The sequence below is a fragment of the Halomonas citrativorans genome (assembly GCF_014898005.1).
In the GTDB taxonomy this organism is placed as follows: Bacteria; Pseudomonadota; Gammaproteobacteria; order Pseudomonadales; family Halomonadaceae; genus Vreelandella; species Vreelandella citrativorans.
In genome coordinates this window covers 121845-144272 of sequence record NZ_JABUYX010000002.1, presented here as the reverse complement: position 1 = coordinate 144272, position 22428 = coordinate 121845, and the positions used below count along the sequence as shown (strand labels likewise).

Annotated in this window: 21 protein-coding genes; 12 read left to right on the top strand and 9 right to left on the bottom strand. The window is 57.2% G+C overall.

Features of this window, described 5'->3' with window-relative positions; translation table 11 throughout:
- Positions 1–35 precede the first annotated feature (35 nt).
- Positions 36–986, top strand: a complete 951-nt coding sequence (locus INT20_RS03785; protein WP_193056470.1) for a LysR family transcriptional regulator — start codon at positions 36–38, stop codon at positions 984–986.
- A 174-nt stretch (positions 987–1160) separates the two neighbouring features.
- Entirely contained in the window at positions 1161–2276 is a 1116-nt protein-coding gene (locus INT20_RS03780) for a metallophosphoesterase (protein ID WP_193056469.1), read from the top strand.
- On the opposite strand, the gene INT20_RS03775 is transcribed toward INT20_RS03780, so the two are convergent.
- From INT20_RS03775 to INT20_RS03760, 4 genes are all read right to left on the bottom strand, one after another.
- Positions 2267–4270 carry a RecQ family ATP-dependent DNA helicase gene (locus INT20_RS03775; protein WP_193056468.1) on the bottom strand — a complete coding sequence of 668 codons (2004 nt, stop codon included), beginning with the start codon at positions 4268–4270 and terminating at the stop codon, positions 2267–2269. The genes INT20_RS03780 and INT20_RS03775 overlap by 10 nt on opposite strands.
- 81 nt (positions 4271–4351) lie before the next feature.
- Positions 4352–4570: a DUF1653 domain-containing protein gene (locus tag INT20_RS03770; RefSeq protein WP_172118579.1), complete on the bottom strand. Its 219-nt coding sequence runs from the start codon at positions 4568–4570 to the stop codon at positions 4352–4354.
- Entirely contained in the window at positions 4567–5460 is an 894-nt protein-coding gene (gene tcdA, locus INT20_RS03765; protein WP_193056467.1) for a tRNA cyclic N6-threonylcarbamoyladenosine(37) synthase TcdA, read from the bottom strand. The genes INT20_RS03770 and tcdA overlap by 4 nt, the downstream gene beginning before the upstream one ends.
- 12 nt (positions 5461–5472) lie before the next feature.
- Complete coding sequence (locus tag INT20_RS03760) at positions 5473–6246, bottom strand: pseudouridine synthase (protein ID WP_193056466.1); 774 nt, start codon at positions 6244–6246, stop codon at positions 5473–5475.
- Positions 6247–6417: 171 nt separating this feature from the next.
- On the opposite strand from INT20_RS03760, the gene sodC reads away from it, so the two are divergent.
- From sodC to INT20_RS03730, 6 genes are all read left to right on the top strand, one after another.
- Entirely contained in the window at positions 6418–6966 is a 549-nt protein-coding gene (gene sodC / locus INT20_RS03755; protein ID WP_193056465.1) for a superoxide dismutase family protein, read from the top strand.
- A gap of 201 nt (positions 6967–7167) precedes the next feature.
- Positions 7168–8631 (top strand): carbon starvation CstA family protein, encoded by a 1464-nt coding sequence (locus INT20_RS03750; RefSeq protein ID WP_193055235.1) that lies wholly within the window; start codon positions 7168–7170, stop codon positions 8629–8631.
- A gap of 226 nt (positions 8632–8857) precedes the next feature.
- Entirely contained in the window at positions 8858–9697 is an 840-nt protein-coding gene (locus INT20_RS03745) for an ATP-binding cassette domain-containing protein (RefSeq protein ID WP_226912034.1), read from the top strand.
- On the top strand, positions 9697–10572 hold the full coding sequence (locus tag INT20_RS03740; RefSeq protein ID WP_193056464.1) for an ABC transporter ATP-binding protein: 876 nt from the start codon (positions 9697–9699) through the stop codon (positions 10570–10572). The genes INT20_RS03745 and INT20_RS03740 overlap by 1 nt, the downstream gene beginning before the upstream one ends.
- Before the next feature lie 127 nt (positions 10573–10699).
- Positions 10700–12220, top strand: coding sequence for an ABC transporter substrate-binding protein (locus INT20_RS03735; RefSeq protein WP_193056463.1), 1521 nt, complete (start codon positions 10700–10702; stop codon positions 12218–12220).
- A 13-nt stretch (positions 12221–12233) separates the two neighbouring features.
- The gene (locus tag INT20_RS03730; protein ID WP_193056462.1) at positions 12234–13997 is read left to right on the top strand and encodes an ABC transporter permease subunit; all 1764 of its coding nucleotides are present in this window, start codon (positions 12234–12236) and stop codon (positions 13995–13997) included.
- A gap of 89 nt (positions 13998–14086) precedes the next feature.
- Here INT20_RS03730 and bfr read toward each other — a convergent pair whose 3' ends face one another.
- The 5 genes from bfr to lptF all read right to left on the bottom strand — a co-directional run bounded on the left by bfr (position 14087) and on the right by lptF (position 17753).
- Positions 14087–14572, bottom strand: a complete 486-nt coding sequence (bfr, locus tag INT20_RS03725) for a bacterioferritin (RefSeq protein WP_172118571.1) — start codon at positions 14570–14572, stop codon at positions 14087–14089.
- Positions 14573–14750: 178 nt separating this feature from the next.
- Positions 14751–14957: a bacterioferritin-associated ferredoxin gene (locus tag INT20_RS03720; RefSeq protein ID WP_087109929.1), complete on the bottom strand. Its 207-nt coding sequence runs from the start codon at positions 14955–14957 to the stop codon at positions 14751–14753.
- Between the two features lie 201 nt (positions 14958–15158).
- Positions 15159–15623: an RDD family protein gene (locus tag INT20_RS03715; RefSeq protein WP_193056461.1), complete on the bottom strand. Its 465-nt coding sequence runs from the start codon at positions 15621–15623 to the stop codon at positions 15159–15161.
- Positions 15616–16680: an LPS export ABC transporter permease LptG gene (gene lptG / locus INT20_RS03710; RefSeq protein ID WP_087109933.1), complete on the bottom strand. Its 1065-nt coding sequence runs from the start codon at positions 16678–16680 to the stop codon at positions 15616–15618. The genes INT20_RS03715 and lptG overlap by 8 nt, the downstream gene beginning before the upstream one ends.
- A complete protein-coding gene (lptF, locus tag INT20_RS03705; protein ID WP_193056460.1) occupies positions 16680–17753 on the bottom strand; it encodes an LPS export ABC transporter permease LptF in 1074 nt (357 codons plus the stop codon). The genes lptG and lptF overlap by 1 nt, the downstream gene beginning before the upstream one ends.
- Before the next feature lie 122 nt (positions 17754–17875).
- Here lptF and INT20_RS03700 point away from each other — a divergent pair, with 122 nt between their 5' ends.
- The 4 genes from INT20_RS03700 to INT20_RS03685 all read left to right on the top strand — a co-directional run bounded on the left by INT20_RS03700 (position 17876) and on the right by INT20_RS03685 (position 22398).
- On the top strand, positions 17876–19393 hold the full coding sequence (locus tag INT20_RS03700; protein ID WP_193056459.1) for a leucyl aminopeptidase: 1518 nt from the start codon (positions 17876–17878) through the stop codon (positions 19391–19393).
- Positions 19394–19546: 153 nt separating this feature from the next.
- Positions 19547–20656 carry a branched-chain amino acid aminotransferase gene (locus tag INT20_RS03695; protein WP_193056458.1) on the top strand — a complete coding sequence of 370 codons (1110 nt, stop codon included), beginning with the start codon at positions 19547–19549 and terminating at the stop codon, positions 20654–20656.
- Positions 20657–20725: 69 nt separating this feature from the next.
- Positions 20726–21157 (top strand): DNA polymerase III subunit chi, encoded by a 432-nt coding sequence (locus INT20_RS03690; RefSeq protein ID WP_193056457.1) that lies wholly within the window; start codon positions 20726–20728, stop codon positions 21155–21157.
- 50 nt (positions 21158–21207) lie between these two features.
- Positions 21208–22398 carry an MFS transporter gene (locus tag INT20_RS03685; protein WP_193056456.1) on the top strand — a complete coding sequence of 397 codons (1191 nt, stop codon included), beginning with the start codon at positions 21208–21210 and terminating at the stop codon, positions 22396–22398.
- Positions 22399–22428 lie beyond the last annotated feature (30 nt).

The following is a 22428-nucleotide window of genomic DNA, read 5'->3' as shown; positions in this document are numbered from 1 at the left end:
AAACCGCAAATCTTTATTGCTGTAGGCGCAACTCAATGGATCTCAATGCATTACGCGTTTTCGAGCGCGTTGCCGCGACCGGCAGCTTTACCGCCACGGCTCGTCATTTTCATCGCGCTGTGTCGTCTATCTCGCGCCAAATTGCGTCCCTGGAAGAATCGTTGGGTCAGCAACTGCTCTATCGGCACACGCGGGCAGTGACGCTGACCGAAGCCGGTGAGCGCTACTATCAAGATGTGCGAGGCATCCTTGAACAGCTCGACCTGGCGACCGAAGCGCTGACAGCGCCAAATGCCGAGCCTTCCGGTGTGCTGCGCTTAAACGCGCCGGTCGCCTTTGGTCAGCGTCAAATCATGCCAATTCTGCATCGCTTTCAGCAGCGCTACCCGGCGGTCAACGTCGAGTTAATGCTGACCGATCAACTCACTGACCCGGTACGCGAGGGCATCGATATTACCTTTCGCGTAGGTGAGCTTGCTGACACTACGCTGGTGGCACGCCGCCTGGCCCCGATGAATTACGTGGTGGCCGCCGCACCGAGCTATTTGCACAATGCAGGCACGCCGAATACGCCTGATGACCTGGCTCAGCACAGCTGCCTACTTTACCAGGGTGAAATGGGTCGCCAGCGCTGGTACTTCCACCACCCCGAACAGCGCCAACCGCTGACCTGCAAGGTGGATGGGCCGCTTTGTAGCAATGATGCCGAAAGCCTGGTACAAGCAGCGCTCATGGGGCACGGGCTTGTCATGTTTCCGACTTGGCTAATCGCCGATGAGTTGGCCTCGGGAAAACTGCTACCCGTGCTTGAAGCGTGGCGCTGCGAGGTGGCCCCCGGCAGGCGCGATATTCATGTACTGTACGCGCAGCGTCGCCTGCATACGCGAAAGGTAAGCGCCTTTTTGGATCATCTGTTCGAAATGGTGGGTCCAGCTCCCGCGTGGGATAACTGGCGTGAAAGACGCCTGCCCGATGAACGTACTTAGTGGCAACACTTAGCGAACGTACGTAGCGAAAGTACGTAGCGAAAGTACGTATCGAAAGCACTTTACGAATGCACGTAGCGTTGAACCAAGCGATTTTTACACTTTTTTGATGAATAGCTAATTTAGTCGTTTATCTATATAACTACGCCCACTCTCTTATACGAGTTCCTTTTGATGTTTCACTTCATCGTTGCCATACCCTGCCTGATGGTTATTGCCCGTTTCCTGGTGCCGCTGCGTTGGCCGTTATGGGTCAAGATTGCCCTTAGCGCGTTACTGCTGCTCGTGTCACAGCACCACCTGCTGACGTTTTTGGCCTTTGGCAGCATGTTTTCCCCCGAGGTACCCAGAAGTATGGTGCTGATGATCAACTGGCTGTTCGGCACCCTTCTTTTCCTGGCGCTGTTACAACTCATCGTTGATGCGGTAACACTTCTTTTAATGGCAGCAAAAAGGCGGCGACTTAAGATCCCTGCCTCGTTACGTTATGCGATCGGGATCATCGCGCTGGGAATCGCAGCCTTTGGGGTCAACCAGGCAGTACGCGTACCGCCCATGAAGGAGGTTGAAGTAGCCATTACTGGGCTGCCCCCGCAGTTTGACGGGTATCAAATAATTCATTTAACCGACCTGCATATCAGCCGGTTATTTGAGGCGCCATGGGTTAAAGCGGTGGTCACCAAAACCAACGCCTTGGCGCCTGATTTAATCGTGATTACCGGCGACCTGATCGACGGCGACCTTGAAACCCGAAGGTTGGATGTAGCACCGCTTCAAGCGCTTTCGGCGCCGGATGGCGTTTATGCAAGCCCCGGCAACCACGAATATTACTTTGGGTACGAGCAGTGGATGGCGCATTACCAATCACTTGGTATGCAGACGCTGGCCAATCAACATGCTGTGATCACACGAGACGGTGCCCACCTGGTACTTGCTGGCATCACCGATTTAAGGGCGCCGCGCACCGGCTGGCCTGCGCCAGATGTAGACGAAGCAATCGCAGGCGCCCCCGATAGCGCGCCGATCATCCTGCTCGACCACCAGCCTTTTGATGCCGCCAGGGCAGCTGCCGCCGGGGTTGATGTGCAGCTTTCCGGCCACACCCACGGCGGCATGATTTGGGGGTTTGATCGTATTGTGGCCTTGGCCAATAACGGCTTTGTCTCGGGCTTTTACGATGTTGACGGAATGACGCTTTACGTCAATAACGGCACCGGGCTCTGGCCTGGCTTTGCACTGCGCTTAGGCAAGCCTTCAGAACTCACCCGCATTACGCTGCGTCAGGGGTAAGCGCCAAGGGTAAGACACCGCTCGGCCCACTGCCGTATTTCAGGGTATGCGCGCTGCTCAAATACGCCAAAGCCATCAAGGCTTCGCGCCTTGAGCGGCGTAAACACCGGCATACTCAGGCCGCACAAAAAATGGGCTAGCCGCTGGCTGTTGGGAGGCTGGCCTATTTGCGCCGTATGGCGTTCCATAAAGGGCACGGCGTAACGGCTGAAATCGGCGTCTGTCAGTGCCGGTAAAGACGGCGCGGCAGGCAGTTGAACGCGATGCCCATAGCAGACCGAGCAGTGCCCGCACCGGCTGTCGTCGCTTGCGCTTAACGTGGTGTCGCCAAAGTGCTCGGTTAAACGCCGAGTCAGGCATGTATCGGACTCAAAGAGCGCCAGCATGGCCTGCAGCCGCTCAATCTCGCTTTGCTCGCGCACTAAGCACTCGTCATATAGCTGGCTTACCATCCTCTCAAGGCTGAATGCCGGCTGACGGACGTCATACACGTCGGTCATTCGTTTGCCTTCCAGCGTCAGCCAGCCTTTGTCCTGAAAGTACTCAAGAGCGGTGATTACACGGGCGCGGGAGGCATCAATCTGTTGTGCCTGCCCAGCCGCATGTAGCCGTTCAAAATCCACGCTCCCCCAAGTGCGGGCGATGGGGATGTTGTCGACCAGCAGGCGGACAAAGGTCGCCCGTTCGCCTTGAAAGCGCGCGATCAGCGTCTCTGGTTCAGTGTGATAACGCAGCCGGTATTCCGCCAGAAAGGCAAAGCGCGGTGCAATAATGCCGTACATTTCCAGCCGTACCAGCAGGGTTTTCAATGGCAGCAGGCGAATATTGGTATCGCGTGACAACACATTGAGCAGCACTTCCCATTGCCGCTCGGGCGTGACACCGGCAGCGGCGATCTCTTCAAGCAAGCGCACAATGCCCACGTATTCCGGCGTATCGCCGTACACAAAGTTTTCCAGCACGCGCAGGCCATCGCGCCCTGCCATGGTCAGGCAAGTGGAAGGTAAGCCATCGCGTCCTGCCCGGCCGATCTCCTGGCTATAGTTCTCGATGGATTTGGGCAGATCAAAGTGCACGACGTTGCGAATATTGCCTTTATCGATGCCCATGCCAAACGCAATAGTAGCCACGATGCACGGCGACTCCCCGCTCATAAACTGGCGCTGAATCTCATCCCGGCGCGATGAATCCAGCCCCGCGTGATACGCCTGAGCGTTGATTCCCTGGGCAGCCAAGGCGCTGGCTACCTGTTCAGCAGTTTGCTGCAAGGTGACATAAATGATGCTGGGCGCTTCATTGCCCGGCTGCATTTGGGGTTTTAGCCAATCAATCAGATGCTGCTGGCGGTTACCTGCCACTGGGTGCACCAGTAATTCAAGATTGGGCCGATAGAAGCCGGTGGTAATCACATTGTTTGGATCAATGGAAAACTTCTCACCCATGTCGGCGATCACCGCAGGCGTGGCCGTGGCGGTCAGCAGCAACACTTGAGGGATTGCGAACTCGTGCTGGTACTCGGGTAACTTGAGATAGTCCGGGCGAAAGTTATGCCCCCATTCAGACAAGCAGTGGGCTTCATCGACCACTAACAGCGAAATATTCACCTGGCGTAGAAAATTCCGGAAACGCTCGTTCTTGAGCCGCTCCACCGACACCATGAGAATCTTCAACTCGCCGCTTCTGGCGCGCTCCATCACATCACGCACGGTGTCGCGGTCCTGGGTAGAATCAATAGTGGCCGCCGCCACGCCATGCCGGGTTAAAAAGGCCAGCTGGTCCTGCATCAGCGCTAAAAGCGGTGACACCACTAACGTTAAATGGGGTAGATGCAGCGCAGGCAACTGATAACACAGTGACTTCCCCGCACCGGTGGCGAAGATAGCCGCCGTGGAGTGGCCCTTTAACACCCGGGAGACCACGGCCTGCTGGCCGCCGCGAAAGTCATCAAAACCGAATACGTCTTTCAGCGTTTGTTGCGGCATCGGTGAGGACATATAGCTTCCTGATGGTAACGTACTGGAATATGCGGCGATTTTTCAGCCTGAATTAGCCATCTGACCTGCTCAAAAAGTGCACTAAAATGCCTTTTCAAGCGCAAAGCGCGGTTGGGTCTGGCCCTCTTTATTTACTGTCTCCATAAACATTTCAAGCGGGCGCACCCACAGCCCGTACTCCCCATAAAGGGCGCGGTAGATCACCAGTGGCTCTTCGGTTTCACTGTGGTGGGCAGTGCCAACCACTTCATAAAGTGCGCCTTTATAGTGGCGGTAAATACCGGGAACGGGGGCGGTCATTGGCTTTCCTTCTGAGTGGCTGGCTGGTTGGCTTTTTTAGCCAGGCGTTCGAGCACTTTGGAGGATGCGACAAAGCCGAACGTGCCGGTGACGAACGTGGCGGCGCCAAAACCGGAGGCGCAGTCCAGCCGGGTGGCGTCACCGCTGCCGGGCTTTTGCAGGCACACTTCACCGTCGCTATCGGGATACACCAGCTGCTCGTCGGAGTAGACACACTCGACCGAGAAGCGCCGCTTGGGGTTGCGCGAGAAGTTGTAATCCCGGCGCAGACGCGAGCGCACTTTGGATAACAGCGGGTCGTGCTCGGTACGGGTTAAGTCGGCCACTTGAATACGTGTGGGGTCGGTTTGCCCGCCGGCGGCACCGGTCACGGTAATCGGGATTTTACGCCGCTTGCACCAGGCAATCAGCGCGGCCTTGGCGATAACGCTGTCGATGGCATCCACTACATGGTCGGCGTCCTCGGGAATGCGCTCGGCCAGGTTCGTGGGCGTGACAAATGCCGTGTCAGCGACGATGTCGATGTCAGGCGCAATCAGGCGACAGCGTTCCGCCAGCACGTCCACTTTTGGTTTACCGATAGTGCCATCCAACGCGTGCAGTTGACGGTTGACGTTGGAGACACACACATCGTCCAGGTCGATCAAGGTAAGCTTACCGATACCTGAGCGCGCCAGCGCCTCCACTGTCCAGCTACCTACGCCACCTACGCCCACCACCACCACATGCGCATGGCGAAACGCGGTAGCCGCACGCTGCCCGTAAAGGCGCCGAATACCGCCAAAACGGAATTCATAGTCGTTAGAAACATGGTCGTTAGAAGCCGTGCCAGCAGAGGCTGGCTCAGCACTTGCCGGGGTAACCGGTGGAAGTGAAGGCGTAGTAGACATGGCAAGCTCTTTTTAAAGCGTTTGAAGGGCAGAGGGCGCTGTCAGCGGCGGTGTCCGCACGCTGTCCAACGGCAGGTGGCCTGCCCAGCCTAAATGATGGAACAAGGCGGTCATGGTGTCATCCAGGGCACAGGTTAGCGCAACCCGTTTAGCCAGCACGGGGTGATCAAAGGCTAAATGCGTAGCCGCCAACAACAAGCGTGGCGCATTCAGTTGGTCGGCAAAAAAGCGATTGTGGACGCTTTTACCGTGCTTGGCATCACCAATGATGGGGTAACCGCGCCGGGATAAATGGCGGCGAATTTGATGGCGGCGCCCGGTAAGCGGGCGCGCCTCCATAAGCGAATAACGGGCTACTGGGTAGCGGTCGACCTGAACGGGAAGCTCAACACTGTCCAGGCGGCGTATATCGGTCATGGCGGGCATCGCAGGCATTTCTGCTTTAGGCCGCGAGCCATCCTCTTCACGTAGCGGATAGTCCAGACGCGCCTCATCAGGTGCTTTGCCACGCACCACCGCCAGGTAGCGCTTTTCGACCTGGCGTTCACTAAACGCTTCGCTTAAAAGCCCGGCGACAGTCGAGGAGAGGGCAAACACAATAACGCCCGACGTCGGCCGGTCCAGCCGGTGCACAGGATAAACGCGTTTGCCTATCTGATCACGCAGCTGCTGCAACAAAAACTGCGTTTCACCCCGTGCCAGCGCCGAGCGGTGTACTAAAAGCCCGGCGGGCTTATGCACGGCGACAAGGTGCTCATCCTGATAGAGGATTCTAAGCGGCAACATAGCACTTCCTGGGTAAAAACGAGGCGCTATTGTCGCGGCTGAGCAGGCTGATGTCATCCGTAACGTTAGGTTAAAGCTAGCCAACCAGCGTTGGCAACATGGGGACTCGGCAACTACCTTGTAAAGGCACCCCTTCGGGGGCTTCCACGGAACAGGAAAGGAGAACGAACCATGCGTTATTCAGCTCCGCTCACCGGTATCGCCGCAGCCCTGCTACTGGCCACTACCGCTAGTGCTCAAACCAATGAGAGCGAATCGCTTGAAGTGAATATGCACGAGGTAACGTCCGAAGGTGTAAACGATGCGCTCGGTACCGTGACGATTGAAAGCTCCGAACTCGGAGGTGTGTTACTGACGCCCTCCATCACCGGCCTAGAGCCAGGTATTTATGGCTTTCATCTGCACCAGAACCCCAGCTGCGAACCGGCCGAAAACGATGACGGCGAAATGACCGCTGCCCAGGCCGCCGGCGGCCACTACGACCCGGACAATACCGATACTCATCAGGGTCCTTATGGCGAAGGCCACTTGGGTGACCTGCCGGTACTGACCGTCAACGACGATGGGGAAGCGAACCTGCCCGTGCTGGCACCTCGGCTGAGCATCGACGACATAACAGACCGCGCCCTGATTATTCATGAGGGCGGCGACACGTATGAAGACGAGCCACACTTGGGTGGCGGTGGTGCGCGCATGCTCTGCGGTGTGACACCTTCATAACGCGCTTACGTTACGCAAGAAGATGACCGGGCAGCCTAAGGCTGCCCGTTTTCATATTGATGTGTGTCATTACGCTCAGTGGGCCACTAAAGTCTTAAAGCGGTTTGCTTAACGACACTGTACATTCTGCCAACTAATCAGCGCCCTAGCTGATTTTTCATCTGTCGTCTTTCACTATCCCCTGACCACTGAGTGCCCAACATGATTACCTTTATCGTCTCGATACTGCTGTTAATCGTGGGTTATTTTACCTACGGTAAATTCGTTGAACGGGTCTTTGTCACTGATCGCAAGCGTCAAACGCCTGCTTATAGTATGCGTGACAACATCGACTACGTACCGATGAACACAACGCGTAACTCGCTTATCCAACTACTTAATATTGCCGGTGTCGGGCCCATTTTTGGCCCTATTCTTGGCGCACTTTACGGTCCGGTCGCCTTCGTCTGGATCGTGGTTGGGTGTATTTTCGCCGGTGCGGTGCATGATTATCTAACGGGCATGATCTCGATTCGCAACCACGGCGCTCACCTGCCTCAACTGGCGGGCAAGTTCCTGGGTAAAGTCATGAAGCACGTGGTTAATGGCTTTGCGATTTTACTACTGCTGCTGGTGGGTACCGTATTTGTCACCTCCCCCGCCGCGCTGCTGGACAATATGACGCCGATATCACTTACCCTGATTATTATGGCGATTTTTGTCTACTACCTGATTGCGACACTGCTACCGATTGATAAGGTGATCGGCCGCATCTACCCCTACTTTGGTGCGCTGTTATTGTTCAGCGCAGCGGGTATCGGCATTGGCATGATCGTGACGGGCGCGCCGATCCCTGAGCTTTCGTTCCAAAATATGCATCCGGAAGGCGCACCTATCTTCCCGCTACTGTTTTTAACCATATCCTGCGGTGCGCTGTCTGGTTTTCATGCCACCCAAACGCCTATTATTTCGCGCACAACGGAAAACGAAACCAGCGGGCGCAAAATCTTTTACGGCATGATGATCACCGAAGGCATTATCGCCATGATCTGGGCAGCAGCAGCCATGAGCCTGTTCCACGGTGACCAAAGCCTTTCTGACGTGTTGGCAGCGGGCGGTCCTGCGGCCGTGGTAAGCGAAGTATCCACCACCATGCTTGGCGCCGTCGGCGGCACACTAGCAGTACTGGGCGTTATCGTTCTTCCGATCACCTCTGGCGACACCGCGTTTCGTAGCGCACGCATGATCATTGCCGACTACCTGAAAATTGATCAGCGCCCGATCGTTAAGCGTCTGCTAATCGCCGTACCTCTGTTTGTCGTGTCGTACGCACTCACCCACATGGACTTCACGCTACTGTGGCGTTACTTCTCTTGGGCAAACCAGACCACCGCCGTGATCGCGCTATGGGTCGCCACGATGTATCTGGTGCTATCGCGCAAACCGTACCTGATTACGTCAATTCCGGCGGTCTTCATGACCATGGCTACCTTTACCTATATCGCCTACGCGCCGATTGGTTTTGGCCTGCCACTGCAGGTGAGCTATGTGGTGGCGGCACTGGGTACGCTGGTGTGCATCGCCCTGTTTATGAAGCGTGTACGTCGCTTGAGCCGCGCGACCTTTACGGTCGATGAGCCTGCCACGAACTTTAGCGAAGACGTTCTCGCGGCCTCCTCCAAATAAATCCATCCCCCGGGCAGCCTGCTGCCCGGTATGCATTAAGCGCTGCACCGTCAGCGCTTTTTTATGCCTATCCTTTTGTCATCTCTGCTACATTTTTCATCACTCCCGCGCCTACCCTTTCTATTACTCTCTTCCTCTGCCCCCGGATTTTATTACGGCATATTGTCGATCTCATAGAAAACGTTATATCATAACCATTAATAGCGATTTAATGGCCTGATTTGAGATGTTGGCAATGTGCAGCGACCCCGTTTTATCCGTGCGTAATCTGCGCATTCAAATTGACCAACAGCCGGTGGTTGATGGCCTCTCCTTTGACGTGATGGCCGATGAGCGCGTATGCCTATTGGGCGCATCGGGGTCGGGGAAATCATTTACCGCGAAAGCGGTGTTAGGGCTTTTACCGCCTAATGCTCAGGTACAGGGAAGCATTCGCCTTCTTGGCCAGGACGTTATTCACACCCCTGCTGCACAACGGCGCAATGAAACCCGCGTATCCATGGTGTTTCAGGATTCGCTTTCGGCGCTCAACCCGCTGGTGACTATCGGCTCCCAGCTGCGCGAGCCCTTCACGCGCCACCACGGCTTATCGCGTAAAGCGGCCATTCAGGCCGTTATTGCGTTACTGGAAGCCATGGGGCTTCCTGACCCGCAGCGGTTGATTAAACGCACGCCTGCCGAGCTTTCCGGTGGTCAACGCCAGCGCGTGTGTATCGCGCTTGCCATGGCCTGTAAAACCTCGTTGCTCGTTGCTGATGAGCCTACGACCGCACTGGATGTCGTCACCCAGGCGCAGGTACTCCGCGCCCTGCGCGAACATACCGGCAAAACGGCCACGTCTCTGCTGTTTATCACTCACGACCTTCACGCCGCCGCTCAGCTGTGCCAACGCGCAGTGGTTATCGAGCGCGGCGTCATGATTGAAAGCGGTGAGCTGGATACGCTGATTACCGCCCCACAACACCGCTTTACTCAAGAGTTAGTGGCCGCTGCGCATAGCGTACAGCCAGCCGAGTTCACGAGCGTGGCCGAACCTCTATCCGTTGATTACTTAAAGAGCGCCTGATGCAAAGCCCCCTACCGTTTAGTCGTCAGGAAGCACTCGTGGGTAGAGAAGCATTTATATCGGCACGCGGGCTTAATAAAAGCGTCACGCTGCCACGTGAGGTGTTTTGGCGAGCAGGTGAGCGTAAGCACATCATCAACAATGTTGACCTTACTCTTTACCCCGGCGAACGCGTGGGGCTGGTGGGCTTGTCCGGCTCGGGTAAAACCACCTTGTTGCGCTCGTTGCTGGCGATTGAAGCGCCTGAAAGTGGGTCAATTACCTGCCAACATAAAGTAGTGCGCCCCGCGTCCACGGCCCGCCTGCGCTGGTACCGCCAGGCGGTTCAGTATATTCCCCAGGACCCGGCTTCTTCGCTTGACCCGCGAATGAGCGTGCGCGCACTGGTTGCTGAGCCGCTGATTCGCCTTCAGGTGAAGTGCGACCCGATTGAGCGCGCCCAGGAAGCGCTTGAGCACGTGGGGCTGGGCACTTCATTTCTGGACCGCAAACCCCATGAGCTTTCCGGCGGCCAGGCGCAGCGGGTAGCCATTGCCCGAGCCATCGCTACCCGCCCGCGTTTTTTACTGGCCGACGAGCCGCTTAGCGGGCTTGACCTGCCGGTGCGCGCCCAGGTGATTAACGTGCTGAAGCGGCTTTGCGATGAGAACGGCACAGGCCTGCTGATGGTGTCCCACGATTTATCCGTGGTCGCTAACCTTTGCAAGCGCACCCTGGTAATGGACGACGGCAGGATTGTTGAAGACCGCCCTACCACTGAGCTTTGGCGCGCACCTCGCCATCCCATCACGCTTGATTTGATCAAGGCCGTCTCTCAACTGCCTACCTGCGCTTACCCGCACTGTCGTCCGACGGACGTGGGGGCGCTTTTATAGCGGGCTTATAAATAACCTATCCGCGACGAATAATCCGTTTCGCCAACATGGCGTCCAAGCGTTTGCTTACGAACGTTTGGCGGCTGTTGTTAACGTCTACTTCTGTTCCTGACATGGAGACTCCCCAATGCTACGCCACAAGTTTCGCCTATCGTTACCCGCTGTCCTGGCCGCGCCTTTTCTACTCGCTGGCTGCTTTGATAACCAGCGTGATGAAACCTCTGCCTCACCAGACGCCGACGAGCGAATTAGCGTCGCGATGCTTCAGCCGCCGCGTTCAGGGTTGAGTCCGTTATCCGACGACGCGTTTAAACTATCGCGCTGGAGTAACGCTGAAACTCTGGTTCGCCTGGACACCAACAGTGACCCGCAGCCGTTCCTGGCGACCGAGTGGGAGCAGGTGGACGACCAAACGTGGCGCTTTGTGATTCGTGACGGTGTGGTTTTCCACGACGGTACCGAGCTGACCGCCAACGACGTCGTGAATTCCCTGACAGCCGCCACTCAAGCGGCCCCCAAGCCGCGTATTCTGGACGGCGTTAACATGACCATTGAAGCCGATGGCGACAATGCCGTGCTGGTGCGTACCGAGAAAGCCGACCCACTAATTGCCAACCGGCTTTCCAGCCCGCAGCTGGCGATTCTAGCCGCTAGCGCCTATGGCGATGATGGCCGAGTGAATCCCATCGAAGCAGGCACCGGCCCTTTTGTTTTGAAAGAGATCAATGGCACCACCAGCGCCACGCTCGACCGGTTTGATGATTACTGGGGCGAGCCCGCCGCCATTGCCGGTATTGATGCGGATTATGTCTCCGACGGTACGGCGCGCGCCGCTTCCCTGAGAACCGGCACCGCCGATGTGGTAGAAGCCATTCCGGTATCGCAAGTGGCGCTGCTGGACCAGGCGCTGGTGCACGAAGTGCCCATGCCGCGCACCAGCACGCTGTATCTGAACACCCAATCAGGCCCCATGGCGGACCCCGGCTTGCGAGCGGCCGCGCGTGAAGCGATTGATCGTGCCGCCATTGTGAAGACCGTTTACGAAGGTCGTGCCGATATTGCCGAAGGTCTACTGGGTCCGGCACTGGCCTGGGCAAGCGACTACCGCACCTCAATAGATGACCGTGCCACGCCTACCGCACCAGAGGGCGTCGAAATCACTCTGGCGACCTTTACTGATCGCGCTGAGCTGCCGGAAGTTGCCGTCCTGCTTGAGCAGCAGTTGACCCAGGCTGGCTTCAAGGTGACGCAGGAAGTACGCGAGTACGCGCATATTGAATCCGACGCGTTAGCCGGTGAGTTTGATGCCTTTATCCTGTCGCGTGCCACTGTGCTGGATTCGGGCGACCCGGTGGCCTACATGTACAGCGACTTCGCCTGTGAAGGCTCTTTCAATATCGCCCAGCTTTGCGACCCGGCCGTTGATGAGGCGCTTGCCAACGCTTCACAGCAGCCCACCGGTGAAGCACGCCGCCAAGCGATTATCGACGCTGAAGCCGCTATTCTGCGCACCGATGCGGCGATCCCGATGCTCCACGAGCGGGTCATTCAGGGGGAATCAGCACGGGTTAGCAACGCCGAGCGCGACCCGCGTGAGCGCATGCTGATCACCGAAAAAACCGCTATCGATACTGATAGCGAGTCCTGAAGGCGCGCCACGCATGATTAACGCAACATCACAGCCCCTGTGGCGCCGCCTACGCATCGAGCCGTTTATTCCCCTGTTGTCACGCCTAGTGACGCTGGCAGGCGTTGTGGTTCTGGTGGGGCTACTGCCCTGGCTTTCAGGCCGCGACCCGGCGCTCAGCATCTTGCGGGCGCGTTCTGCCGAACAGGAGGCAACACCAGAAGCACTGGCGGCCATTCGTGCTCAGTTGGGCCTGGAATCCGGGCCGCTGGAGATGCTGAAGCACTGGCTGCTGGGGCTTTTGCAGGGTGATGCAGGTAACTCATGGATTTCAGGCGCGCCGGTGCTGCCCGGCCTGCTAAAAAGCGCACAGGTATCCTTGCTGCTAATGAGCTTTGCCATGCTGGTGGCGGTGGTTACCGCAACGCTTATTTGCCTGCCAGTGGTGCGGCAGGGTTTGCGTGGCCAGATTAGCCGCTCGCCTGGCACCGTGGGCGCGGCATTAACGGCCCTGCCGGAGTTTCTCCTCGCCTCACTACTGCTGGTGGTGTTTGCCGCCTGGCTTAACTGGCTGCCGCCCTATGGCTGGCGCGGCTTGAGCTATGCGGTGCTTCCCGCATTGGCGCTGGGGCTTCCCGCAGGCGGCTTGCTGGGCCGCTTGTTCAGCGATGGCCTATCGGCCACCTTTACCGAGCGTTGGGTGGCCACCTGGAGTGTGGCGGGCTTCTCTCATCGCCGTATTACGCTCTCCGTTCTGCGCCGTACGCTGCCAAGCCTTATGCCCCAGGTGGGTATGGTCATGGTCGGCCTAACCGGCGGTGCGATAGCCGTCGAGCAGGTGTTTTCGATTCCGGGCCTTGGCCGGGCAACGCTGGGAGCGGCATCAGCCCAGGACATGCCTGCACTGCAAACCGGCATTCTTATTCTGCTGGTGATTGCGATTGTGCTGGGCAGCCTTGCCAACATTGGCCGCGCGCTGCTGCTCGGCCGGGCATTTCGGCTGGGCGCATTGCCCGTTACCCACACCGAGCAAAGCGTATCGCGGCGAGCGTGGATCGTCCCGAGCGTCGCGGTTCTTCTGCTGTGTGTGCTAGTGATTGCAGGCATTACCCGCGACCCGTTTAGTTCGGCCTTTATGCGCCTGGAAACACCCAGCCTTGGCCTGCCGCTAGGCGCGGACGGCACTGGGCGCGATATTCTGGCCCGCGTGGCCCATGGCGCGCTCTCCACCATTGGCATGGCGGTTGCGGTAGTATTTTTCACGCTGATATTGGGGCTCTTGATTGGCCTGGCACCCAAGCTTGCCACCGGCCCCATTGAGATTACCAAGGCAACGCCGCCCACCATTGCGGGGCTTATCGTGGCCGGTTTGATGGGACCCAGCACCAGCGGCGCCGTTATTGCGGTTACGGCCGTGGCCTGGGCACCCTTGGCGGCGCATACAGCAGCGCTGGTCGCCGAGGCAAAAGCCCAGCCCCACGTACGCATCACGCCCCTTCTAGGAGTGGGGCAGCTGCGCTTGATGGGCCGCTATATTCTTCCTGCGGTGATTGGCCCGGTATTTCGCCACGCCATGCTGCGCTTACCTGGGGTTGCGCTGGCGCTTGCGGCACTGGGCTTTTTGGGTCTGGGACCGCGGCCACCTTCGCCAGAGTGGGGGTTAGTGCTGGCAGAAGGTATGCCGTACATTGAGCGTGCGCCCTGGGCGGTGCTGATTCCTGCGCTGGCGCTGGTGCTGCTCTCGGTACTGGCGGTATCGCTTTCAAGTTTTGTGGGGTCAAGCAAGCCAGCCCGTTAGGCAATAGCACTCATGATAGGCAAAAAAATGCCCCCGACACTGTCGGGGGCATTTTTGTGAGCGGTCGTCAATAAGTGCTGGGCTAGCGCTTACTCGTGGTCGCCCGCCAGCTGCATTTGGCGCAGCATGTAGTTCTGAATACCGACCTGCTCAATCAACTTCAACTCGGTTTCGATATGGTCAATGTGCTCTTCTTCATCGGCGAGCAGATCACGCAGCAAATCACGTGAAACGTAGTCTTTAACGCTTTCACAATACGTGATGGCTTCGATGTAGTCGTTACGGCCGTCGTGCTCAATACGCAGATCGCTTTCGAGCATCTCTTTAACGTTTTCGCCAATGTGCAGCTTGCCCAAGTCCTGAAGGTTAGGAATACCTTCCAGGAACAGGATGCGCTCAATTAGCTTATCGGCGTGCTGCATCTCTTCAATGGACTCGTCATATTCCCATTTGGCGAGCGCTTTTAGGCCCCAATCCTTGTACATCTTGGCGTGCAAGAAGTACTGATTGATAGCGATAAGCTCGTTGCCTAACGCTTTGTTGAGATGCTGAATTACCTGGGGATCACCTTTCATGACGTCACCTTTTCGTTGTAATGCTGAGAGTTTCTAAGCAATCAAACAGTTACGTTAACAAAGGAGTATAGGCCACGCAAAGGCATACTCCCAGTTTTCTGAGAGTATAAAGAAGAGATCAAAAAATTCAAACAAATCAGTTATTTGCTAACGATAACTCTAACAAGAGTGATTCGCGTCATACGGCGTAAGCGAGACTCATATCGGCTTCCAAGCGGGCATTTTGTACCGCTTCACGCGTTAGCGATTTAGCCATACAAGCGCACTTGCCGCACTGGGTCGCACAGCCGGTGGCTTCACGTACTTCTCGCCAGCTGCGCGCTCCGTCGCTCACTTGCTGACGTATCTGATGATCGGTTACTCCCTTGCACACGCAAACGTACATGGCGACACCTCATTAATCACATGAGGTGAATGTAAATGATTCGCATGCATCTTTGCAAGTAAAAACAAATGCTCTTTAGCAGTGATTGCACTTAGCATTTAGCTTTTATTATTCAATTCAGCTTGTTAGTTATTTAGTTGCGAAACACCTAATACGTACTTTGCCCACGAAAACCTCTGATTAACGTAATGAGCACACTCGTTAGTCAGAGGTTTCCTGGCGTTTCGGTACTATTACCGTGCAGGTATGAGAGGCGATATCTGGCCAGCTACGCCGCTGCTTATCGACAAGCACCCACCCATAGCCCATGCCCAGCGCCGCCAGCGAGAACCAAGCCGTGACACAGCGAACAAGGCCTTGCTTAAGGGTGATTTTTTGCCCGTTCGGTGCTTGCACGCGCAGGTGCCATGCCTGCATACCCAGCGTCATGCCGCTACGAGACCAGAAAAAGCAGAAGAAAAAAGTGACGGAAACAAGCAACAGCGCGCGCAGGCTCCAAACCGATAGCGCAGAAGCACCCACGGCTTCAACGGGCTGCCCCAACACCAGTCGAAAAAAAGCCAGATGGACGATTGTTACGGTCAGCCAGAGCGCCACTACCAACACACTGTCGTAGAGCAGAGCCCCCAGGCGGCGACCTAAACCAGCGCCCATGACGTCAGCCATTACGGCGCAGGAAGTAAACCCCAACAGCAGCGCAGGCGAGTGTTGGCACCAGCACTGCCCATACGGGCGAAAACCCAAAGATCGTCGACGCAGGCGCAAGCAGATCCTGCATATATTTAAATGACAGCCCGGTCACGACGCCATAAAAGACGCGAGTCCCTGCCGCCACAGTGCGCAGCGGGCCAAACACGAAGGACGCCGCTATCAATACCAGCGATCCCATGGTGAGGGGCATTAAGACTTTTTGCCAAAAGTACAACAGCGGTTGATCCGCCGTTAAGCCTTGCTCTTGAAGGTAGCGTGCATACGCCCATAGCTCGCTGGGTGCCTGACTATCGACCGAGCGCAGCAGCCGCTCTAACTGCACCGGCGTAATCTGTGTTTCCCAAACAGCACTGGCCTGATAGTCGGATTCAGTGCGGTCATCATAGATACGTGTCGTGGTGATGTTTGCAAGCCGCCAGGCGCCCTCTTCCCAGTGCGCCCGGTCAGCGTGGGTGGCTTCCACCAAGCGGCGCCCATCAAACCGGTAGCGGGTTAAATCAAGCACGACCTCATCGGCCCGTATGGCACCAAATCGGTAAACGCTGTCGCCTTCAAACTGCCAGCCGCTACGGCTGGCGGGTTGAGCACTTTCCCCTTGGCGCTGCTCAAGCCGCCACGCTTCGGCAAACTGCTCGGTACGCGGGCTTACAAACTCAGCAACCAGTAGCACGGCCACAACCACCAGCAACACCGGTTTCATCACACCCCAGACGATGCGCGCCAGCGAACGACCTGAAGCACGCATCACGGTCAACTCGTTGCTGGAAGCCATACTTCCCAAACCAATGAGCGCGCCTATCAGTACCGCTACGGGCGCGTATTGATAAAACCGCCAAGGCACGCGCATCAGCAGATAGAGAAACACATCAAGCGCGGTAAAATTCCCTTGTACATCGCTCAGGTCGCCAATGTAGGCAATGGTGATATCCAGCCCCAGCAGGACGAACTGCACAACGATAATTGCCCCCAGCACGTTGCGAGCGATGTAACGATCCAGACGATCAGCCAGCATTAGCGCATCCCCTTACGTTGTGAGCGCCACAAAAGCAGCAAGCCGAGGCCTAAAAACAAGAGATGCACGGGCCAAACGCCAACCAATGGCGAGAGCTTTCCACTGCCAATCGCATCGACCGCTGCAAGCAGTAAGCTCAAATAAGCCACATACAAAAATACCGCCGGTAGTAGCTTGGCAAACCGGCCCTGGCGTGGGTTCACCCGAGAAAGCGGCTGGGCGATGAGCGCTAATACAAAGACCATGAACGGCAAGCCGGTACGCCACTGAAACTGCGCCTGGGCGCGTGGGTTAGGATCATCCCAAAGCGCCGCGGTGGTAGCGTACTCAATAGAATCAAACTCCTGAAGGCCGCGACTTAACCCCAGGCGCATCGTATAGCGTTCAAACGTTAGCCGTTGAGCATCCTGCTGGCCCGGTACCACACCGTAACGCTCGCCATTTTCCAATATTAAAAAGCGGCTGCCCGTTTCAACGCGCGTTTCCTGATACCCCGAACCGGCCCGAGTAACAAAGCTATGTGGGTTTTCTGTATTAGGCCGTTCATGAACCAACACCTCTTGCATCTCGGTGCCGTCGCTGCTGAAATCGCTGATATAAGCGGTACGCCCACCACCGAAATCCTGGAATCGCCCGGGCGCCAGTACCGACACATCCAACCGGCTGCGCTGCTCTTCAAGCGTCGCTGCCGTTTGCAACGCCCCGGCGGGGGTTAGCCACAAGCTACAAAAGCCCACCAGCACCGCCACTACCGAGGCGGGCAGCAACGTTACTCGCAACAGCCGCAGAGGGCTCGTGCCACAGGCCACCATTACGGTGATTTCGCTGTTCATGTACATTTGGCCATAGGCCAGCAGGATGCCCAGAAAGAACGCGAGCGGCAGCACCAGTTCCATAAAGCCAGGCAGATGAAACACCATCAAGCTACCCAGAATGGTAACGGGGATATCTCCCTCCGCCGCGTCAGAGAAGTAACGAATAAAACGACTGCCCATAATGACCAGCAGTAAGATACCTGCCACAGCCGACATGGTGAGTAACACTTCGCGAGTTAAGTACCGAAATAAAATCAATGCCCTCTCCGGCTAATCGTGCAGGATGCCATGCAATGCGCCCATGGCTTGGGTACACTAACCCAACACCCAGTACGGGGCATTATCCCGAATCCCTCGATGCTTGTCTTGTTGGAGACGTTATGGAATTTTCCGTTCAGACCGCCAATCCGGCCAAAACCGAAACGGCTTGTCTCGTCATCCCCATGTTTAAAGGTAGCGACTTGTTGCCCACGGCCGCCAGCCTGGACGACGCCAGTGAACGTTTAATCGGTCAGTTGCTTGAGCGCGGCGATTTCGATCCTGCTCTTGGCAACGTACAGATGATTCCTTTCGCGCCGGGGCTTTGCGCAGAACGGCTTTTGTTAGTAGGCCTCGGAGAGCGCGAAAAGTGCCAGGAAGGCGCCTTTTTAAAAGCGCTGGATGCGGCCATGGTGGCGCTGACCAAGCTGCCCGTCGATGAAGCAAGCATCGCGTTTAATGATGTTCCTCTTGAAAGCCGCGACAGCAGCTGGAAAGCGCGTAAGGTGCTGGAGGCCGCAGAACGCGCGGTTTACCGCTTTGACCAATTTAAGTCGCAGCCAGCGCCTTTAGCACGCTTTAACGCACTCACGCTGTTTAGCGAGCCTGAAAACGCGACACTTACCCAACAAGGCGCCCAGATTGGCGCAGCGATTGGCCAAGGCATCAACTACGCCCGCACGTTGGGCAATTTACCGGGCAATGTGTGCACGCCAAGCTACCTGGCCCAACAGGCAGAGCAGTTGGGCAAGGCGTCCAACGGCGCGTTAGAGGTGGACATTCTCGACGAAGAGGCGCTGGGTGCCCTCGGCGCTGGCTCACTACTGTCGGTTGGCCGAGGCAGCCACGAACCTACGCGCTTGATTGTCATGAAGTACAACGGTGCGACGGAGAGTGAAGAAGCCCCCCACGTCCTGGTAGGCAAAGGGATCACGTTTGACACCGGCGGCATTTCGCTGAAACCCGGCGAAGGCATGGACGAAATGAAATTCGACATGTGCGGCGCCGCCAGCGTATTCGGCACCGTGAAGACCATGCTTGCGCTCAAGCCCAAGCTCAACCTGGTATTTATTGTCGCCGCCGCAGAAAACATGCCCGATGGCCTTGCCACCAAGCCTGGCGATATTATTAAAACGCTGAAAGGTCTAACGGTTGAAGTGCTTAATACTGATGCCGAGGGCCGCCTGGTACTGTGCGACGCACTGACCTACGCCGAGCGCTTTAAACCAGCAAGCGTTGTCGATATCGCCACGCTAACAGGCGCGGTGATTGTTGGCCTGGGCCACCACGCGACGGGCCTGCTCTCCAACGATGACGACCTGGCGCTCGATTTGCTGGAAGCCGGTGAAGCCTCCTGGGACCGCGCCTGGCATTTACCCTTATGGGATGAGTACCAGGAGCAGTTGGAATCCAACTTTGCCGACCTGGCCAATATTGGCGGGCGCCCGGCAGGTACGATTACCGCTGCGTGCTTTTTATCGCGCTTTGCCGATCATTTCCCATGGGCGCACCTGGATATCGCCGGTACCGCCTGGCACTCGGGCAAACAGAAAGGCGCCACTGGCCGCCCGGTAGGCCTGCTTTCCCAGTACCTGCTGGACCGTGAAGCCGACGGCCAGGTAGAAATCAGCGCCAACTAATCGCACGGATCGTGCGCTCAATGGTTGCCTTTGAGTGCCACAACCGTTAAATCTGGAAGTATTAGCGTGTGCTCTATCGTTTATGGCACGCGCTACGCTAACGACACGCTTATATCGCCCTTCGGGGCCTGGCTCTAGCGGAGAAAACACGCCGTGCCCACTAGCTCTACGACTCGTTTTGAAATCCTGCCGTCCAATCAGCCAACGGCCGACAGCATTCGTGACAACATCCTGACCAACCCAGGTTTTGGCAAGCACTTCACCGACCACATGGTCAATATCCGCTGGACGGTCGATGCCGACTGGCACGGCCATCAGGTACGCCCCTACGGCCCGCTGACGCTCGACCCGGCCGCATCGGTCCTGCATTACGGCCAGGAAATTTTTGAAGGCATCAAAGCCTACCGCCATGCCGATGGCTCGGTCTGGACCTTCCGCCCGGAGAAAAACGCCGAGCGCTTCCGCCGCAGCGCCCGCCGCCTGGCACTGCCAGAACTCTCCGATGAAGACTTCATTGGCTCCATCAAGGCGCTGCTGGCTCAGGACACGACCTGGGTGCCCACGCCGTCAAGCGATGCCGACGAATGCAGCCTTTACCTTCGCCCGTTCATGATCGCCTCGGAAGCTTTCCTGGGCGTGCGCCCGGCCCACGAAGTCGACTACTACGTGATCGCTTCTCCGGCAGCGTCTTACTTTAAAGGCGGCATCAGCCCGGTTTCCATTTGGCTCTCCTCGCACTACAAACGGGCAGCCCCAGGCGGCACCGGCTTTGCCAAGTGCGGCGGTAACTACGCAGCCTCATTGGCCGCGCAAAAAGAGGCCGAAGCTCACGGCTGTGGCCAAGTGGCCTTCCTTGACGCTGAGGAAAGCAAATGGGTTGAAGAGCTGGGCGGCATGAACCTGTTCTTTGTTTTCAAGGATGGACGCTTGGTGACGCCACGCTTAACCGACACCATTCTGGAAGGCGTTACCCGCAACTCGGTGCTCACACTTGCGAAAGACGAAGGTTTAACCCCCGAAGAGCGCCCCATCAGCATTGACGAGTGGCGCGAAAGCGCGGCGTCCGGCGAGATTACCGAAGTGTTCGCCTGCGGAACCGCGGCAGTCATCACTCCGGTGGGCGAGCTGGTGACGGAAAATGAGCGTATTCGCCTGAACGGCGACGGTGGCAACGAAGTGGCCATGCGCATTCGTAAAAAGCTGCTCGACGTGCAGTACGGGCGCAGTGAAGACAAACACGGCTGGCTCACCCGGTTGGTGTAATGCCTCCCTCCGCCGCCAGCCCTGGCGGCGGCACTGTTTTAAACGCGTTTTGAAAGAGCTGGAGCCGCTATGGCGCGCATCGATTTTTATATCCTCCCGGATACCACCCTGGAAGCGCGTTTGGCATTCGCCTGTAAGCTGGCCGAAACCATTTGGCGTAAGGGTTACCGGCTACACCTTCACTGCGAAGACAAGGCCTTGGCCGAGCAGGCTGACGCAGCCCTGTGGAATTTTCGCGAAGACGCCTACCTGCCCCACGCGCTTGAAGACAGTGAAATGGCGGCCAGCGTACCGATAACGCTGGGCTGGCAAACCCTGCCTACGCCCAAAGCAGAAACCGCGCTTCTCAATCTGCACCCCGATATTCCTGATGGCATTGAGCGCTATGCGCGCGTTGCCGAAATTATCAACCAGCATCAACACGTTCTGGTCGCCAAACGCGCCTGCTGGCAGCGCTATAAAGAACTGGGCCACGAAGTGGTGCCGCACAAGCTTGGGTAACGCTTCAACAACTTTTGCACCTAACAATAACCAATTAGCGGAAGTGTATGATGATGTCTGCCTCTTTTTTAACTCGCCATCCGCTCGCTGTGATTGTGATTGCTCAGCTGTTTGGCACCTCGCTGTGGTTTAGCGTTAATGGCGTTGGCTTGGCATTGCAGGAGGCGGTGGGTCTTAGTGAAGGTGATCTCGGTTTACTGACCATCGCGGTGCAGGCCGGGTTTATCACCGGTACGCTACTAATCGCCATTACCGGCCTTGCCGACCGCATGCGGGCAAGCCATCTGTTTGCGCTGTCAGCAGTGCTCGGTGCGATTATCAACGCGGCATTTATTGGCGTTGCCGACAGCATAACGCTGGCGGCAGTGGCACGCTTTGCCACCGGCCTATGCCTGGCAGGCATCTACCCGTTGGGCATGAAGCTGGTGGTGAGTTGGACACCTTCGCATGCGGGCGCGGCCTTGGGTTGGCTTGTCGGCATGTTAACGCTAGGCATCGCCTCGCCCCATTTACTGCGCGGATTAACGTTGCACCTGCCCTGGCAATGGCCACTGCTATTGGCATCGCTGTTGGCGCTGGTCGCAGCGTTGATGGTTTTCCGGCTAGGCGTTGGCCCCCACCTACCCGCCAAAGCCGGAAGCGGGCGCCCCTGGGCCGGACTTGGTGCGTTCAAGCAGCGCTCGTTTCGCAAAGCCGCACTGGGCTACTTCGGCCACTGTTGGGAGCTTTATGCATTCTGGGCGCTGGTGCCCTTTTTGGTTAGCCGCGAGCTTGAGCGGCTCAATGCGTCAGCAAGCCTGCAGCCGTGGCTAAGCTTTGCCGTTATTGCCCTTGGCCTGCCTGGCTGCGTGTGGGCTGGTCGGTGGAGCCGGAAAGCAGGTAGCGCCCACGTCGCTTTTGTGGCGCTATTAACATCGGGCGTACTTTGCCTGGTTTACCCGCTATTGGGCAGCCTTTCACCCTGGTTACTGCTGGCGCTGCTGGGCGTTTGGGGTGTTAGCGTGATTGCCGATTCAGCGCAGTTTTCGGCGCTGGCATCGGCCCACGCGCCCGCCGAGCGGCTGGGCGCGGCCTTGGCCATGATGAACGCTATCGGCTTTGGTTTGACCATCCCCTCCATTGCCTTGGTAACCGCCCTTTGGGCAAGCCAGAGCGTGGCGGTTATCTGGTGGTTGTTGCCAGGCCCTGTGTTGGGTTTAATCGCGATGCGTGGGTTACATCTCCCCTCGGCAAAGGCCTGACGCTCTGCCTCTTATCGCGCTATACTTGTC

Excerpts from the sequence above, each read along its gene's own strand:
- INT20_RS03785 (WP_193056470.1), top strand. The coding sequence starts at position 36 with ATGGATCTCAATGCATTACGCGTTTTCGAGCGCGTTGCCGCGACCGGC.
- INT20_RS03780 (WP_193056469.1), top strand. The coding sequence starts at position 1,161 with ATGTTTCACTTCATCGTTGCCATACCCTGCCTGATGGTTATTGCCCGT.
- INT20_RS03775 (WP_193056468.1), bottom strand. The coding sequence starts at position 4,270 with ATGTCCTCACCGATGCCGCAACAAACGCTGAAAGACGTATTCGGTTTT.
- INT20_RS03770 (WP_172118579.1), bottom strand. The coding sequence starts at position 4,570 with ATGACCGCCCCCGTTCCCGGTATTTACCGCCACTATAAAGGCGCACTT.
- tcdA (WP_193056467.1), bottom strand. The coding sequence starts at position 5,460 with ATGTCTACTACGCCTTCACTTCCACCGGTTACCCCGGCAAGTGCTGAG.
- INT20_RS03760 (WP_193056466.1), bottom strand. The coding sequence starts at position 6,246 with ATGTTGCCGCTTAGAATCCTCTATCAGGATGAGCACCTTGTCGCCGTG.
- sodC (WP_193056465.1), top strand. The coding sequence starts at position 6,418 with ATGCGTTATTCAGCTCCGCTCACCGGTATCGCCGCAGCCCTGCTACTG.
- INT20_RS03750 (WP_193055235.1), top strand. The coding sequence starts at position 7,168 with ATGATTACCTTTATCGTCTCGATACTGCTGTTAATCGTGGGTTATTTT.
- INT20_RS03745 (WP_226912034.1), top strand. The coding sequence starts at position 8,858 with ATGTTGGCAATGTGCAGCGACCCCGTTTTATCCGTGCGTAATCTGCGC.
- INT20_RS03740 (WP_193056464.1), top strand. The coding sequence starts at position 9,697 with ATGCAAAGCCCCCTACCGTTTAGTCGTCAGGAAGCACTCGTGGGTAGA.
- INT20_RS03735 (WP_193056463.1), top strand. The coding sequence starts at position 10,700 with ATGCTACGCCACAAGTTTCGCCTATCGTTACCCGCTGTCCTGGCCGCG.
- INT20_RS03730 (WP_193056462.1), top strand. The coding sequence starts at position 12,234 with ATGATTAACGCAACATCACAGCCCCTGTGGCGCCGCCTACGCATCGAG.
- bfr (WP_172118571.1), bottom strand. The coding sequence starts at position 14,572 with ATGAAAGGTGATCCCCAGGTAATTCAGCATCTCAACAAAGCGTTAGGC.
- INT20_RS03720 (WP_087109929.1), bottom strand. The coding sequence starts at position 14,957 with ATGTACGTTTGCGTGTGCAAGGGAGTAACCGATCATCAGATACGTCAG.
- INT20_RS03715 (WP_193056461.1), bottom strand. The coding sequence starts at position 15,623 with ATGGCTGACGTCATGGGCGCTGGTTTAGGTCGCCGCCTGGGGGCTCTG.
- lptG (WP_087109933.1), bottom strand. The coding sequence starts at position 16,680 with ATGCTGGCTGATCGTCTGGATCGTTACATCGCTCGCAACGTGCTGGGG.
- INT20_RS03700 (WP_193056459.1), top strand. The coding sequence starts at position 17,876 with ATGGAATTTTCCGTTCAGACCGCCAATCCGGCCAAAACCGAAACGGCT.
- INT20_RS03690 (WP_193056457.1), top strand. The coding sequence starts at position 20,726 with ATGGCGCGCATCGATTTTTATATCCTCCCGGATACCACCCTGGAAGCG.
- INT20_RS03685 (WP_193056456.1), top strand. The coding sequence starts at position 21,208 with ATGATGTCTGCCTCTTTTTTAACTCGCCATCCGCTCGCTGTGATTGTG.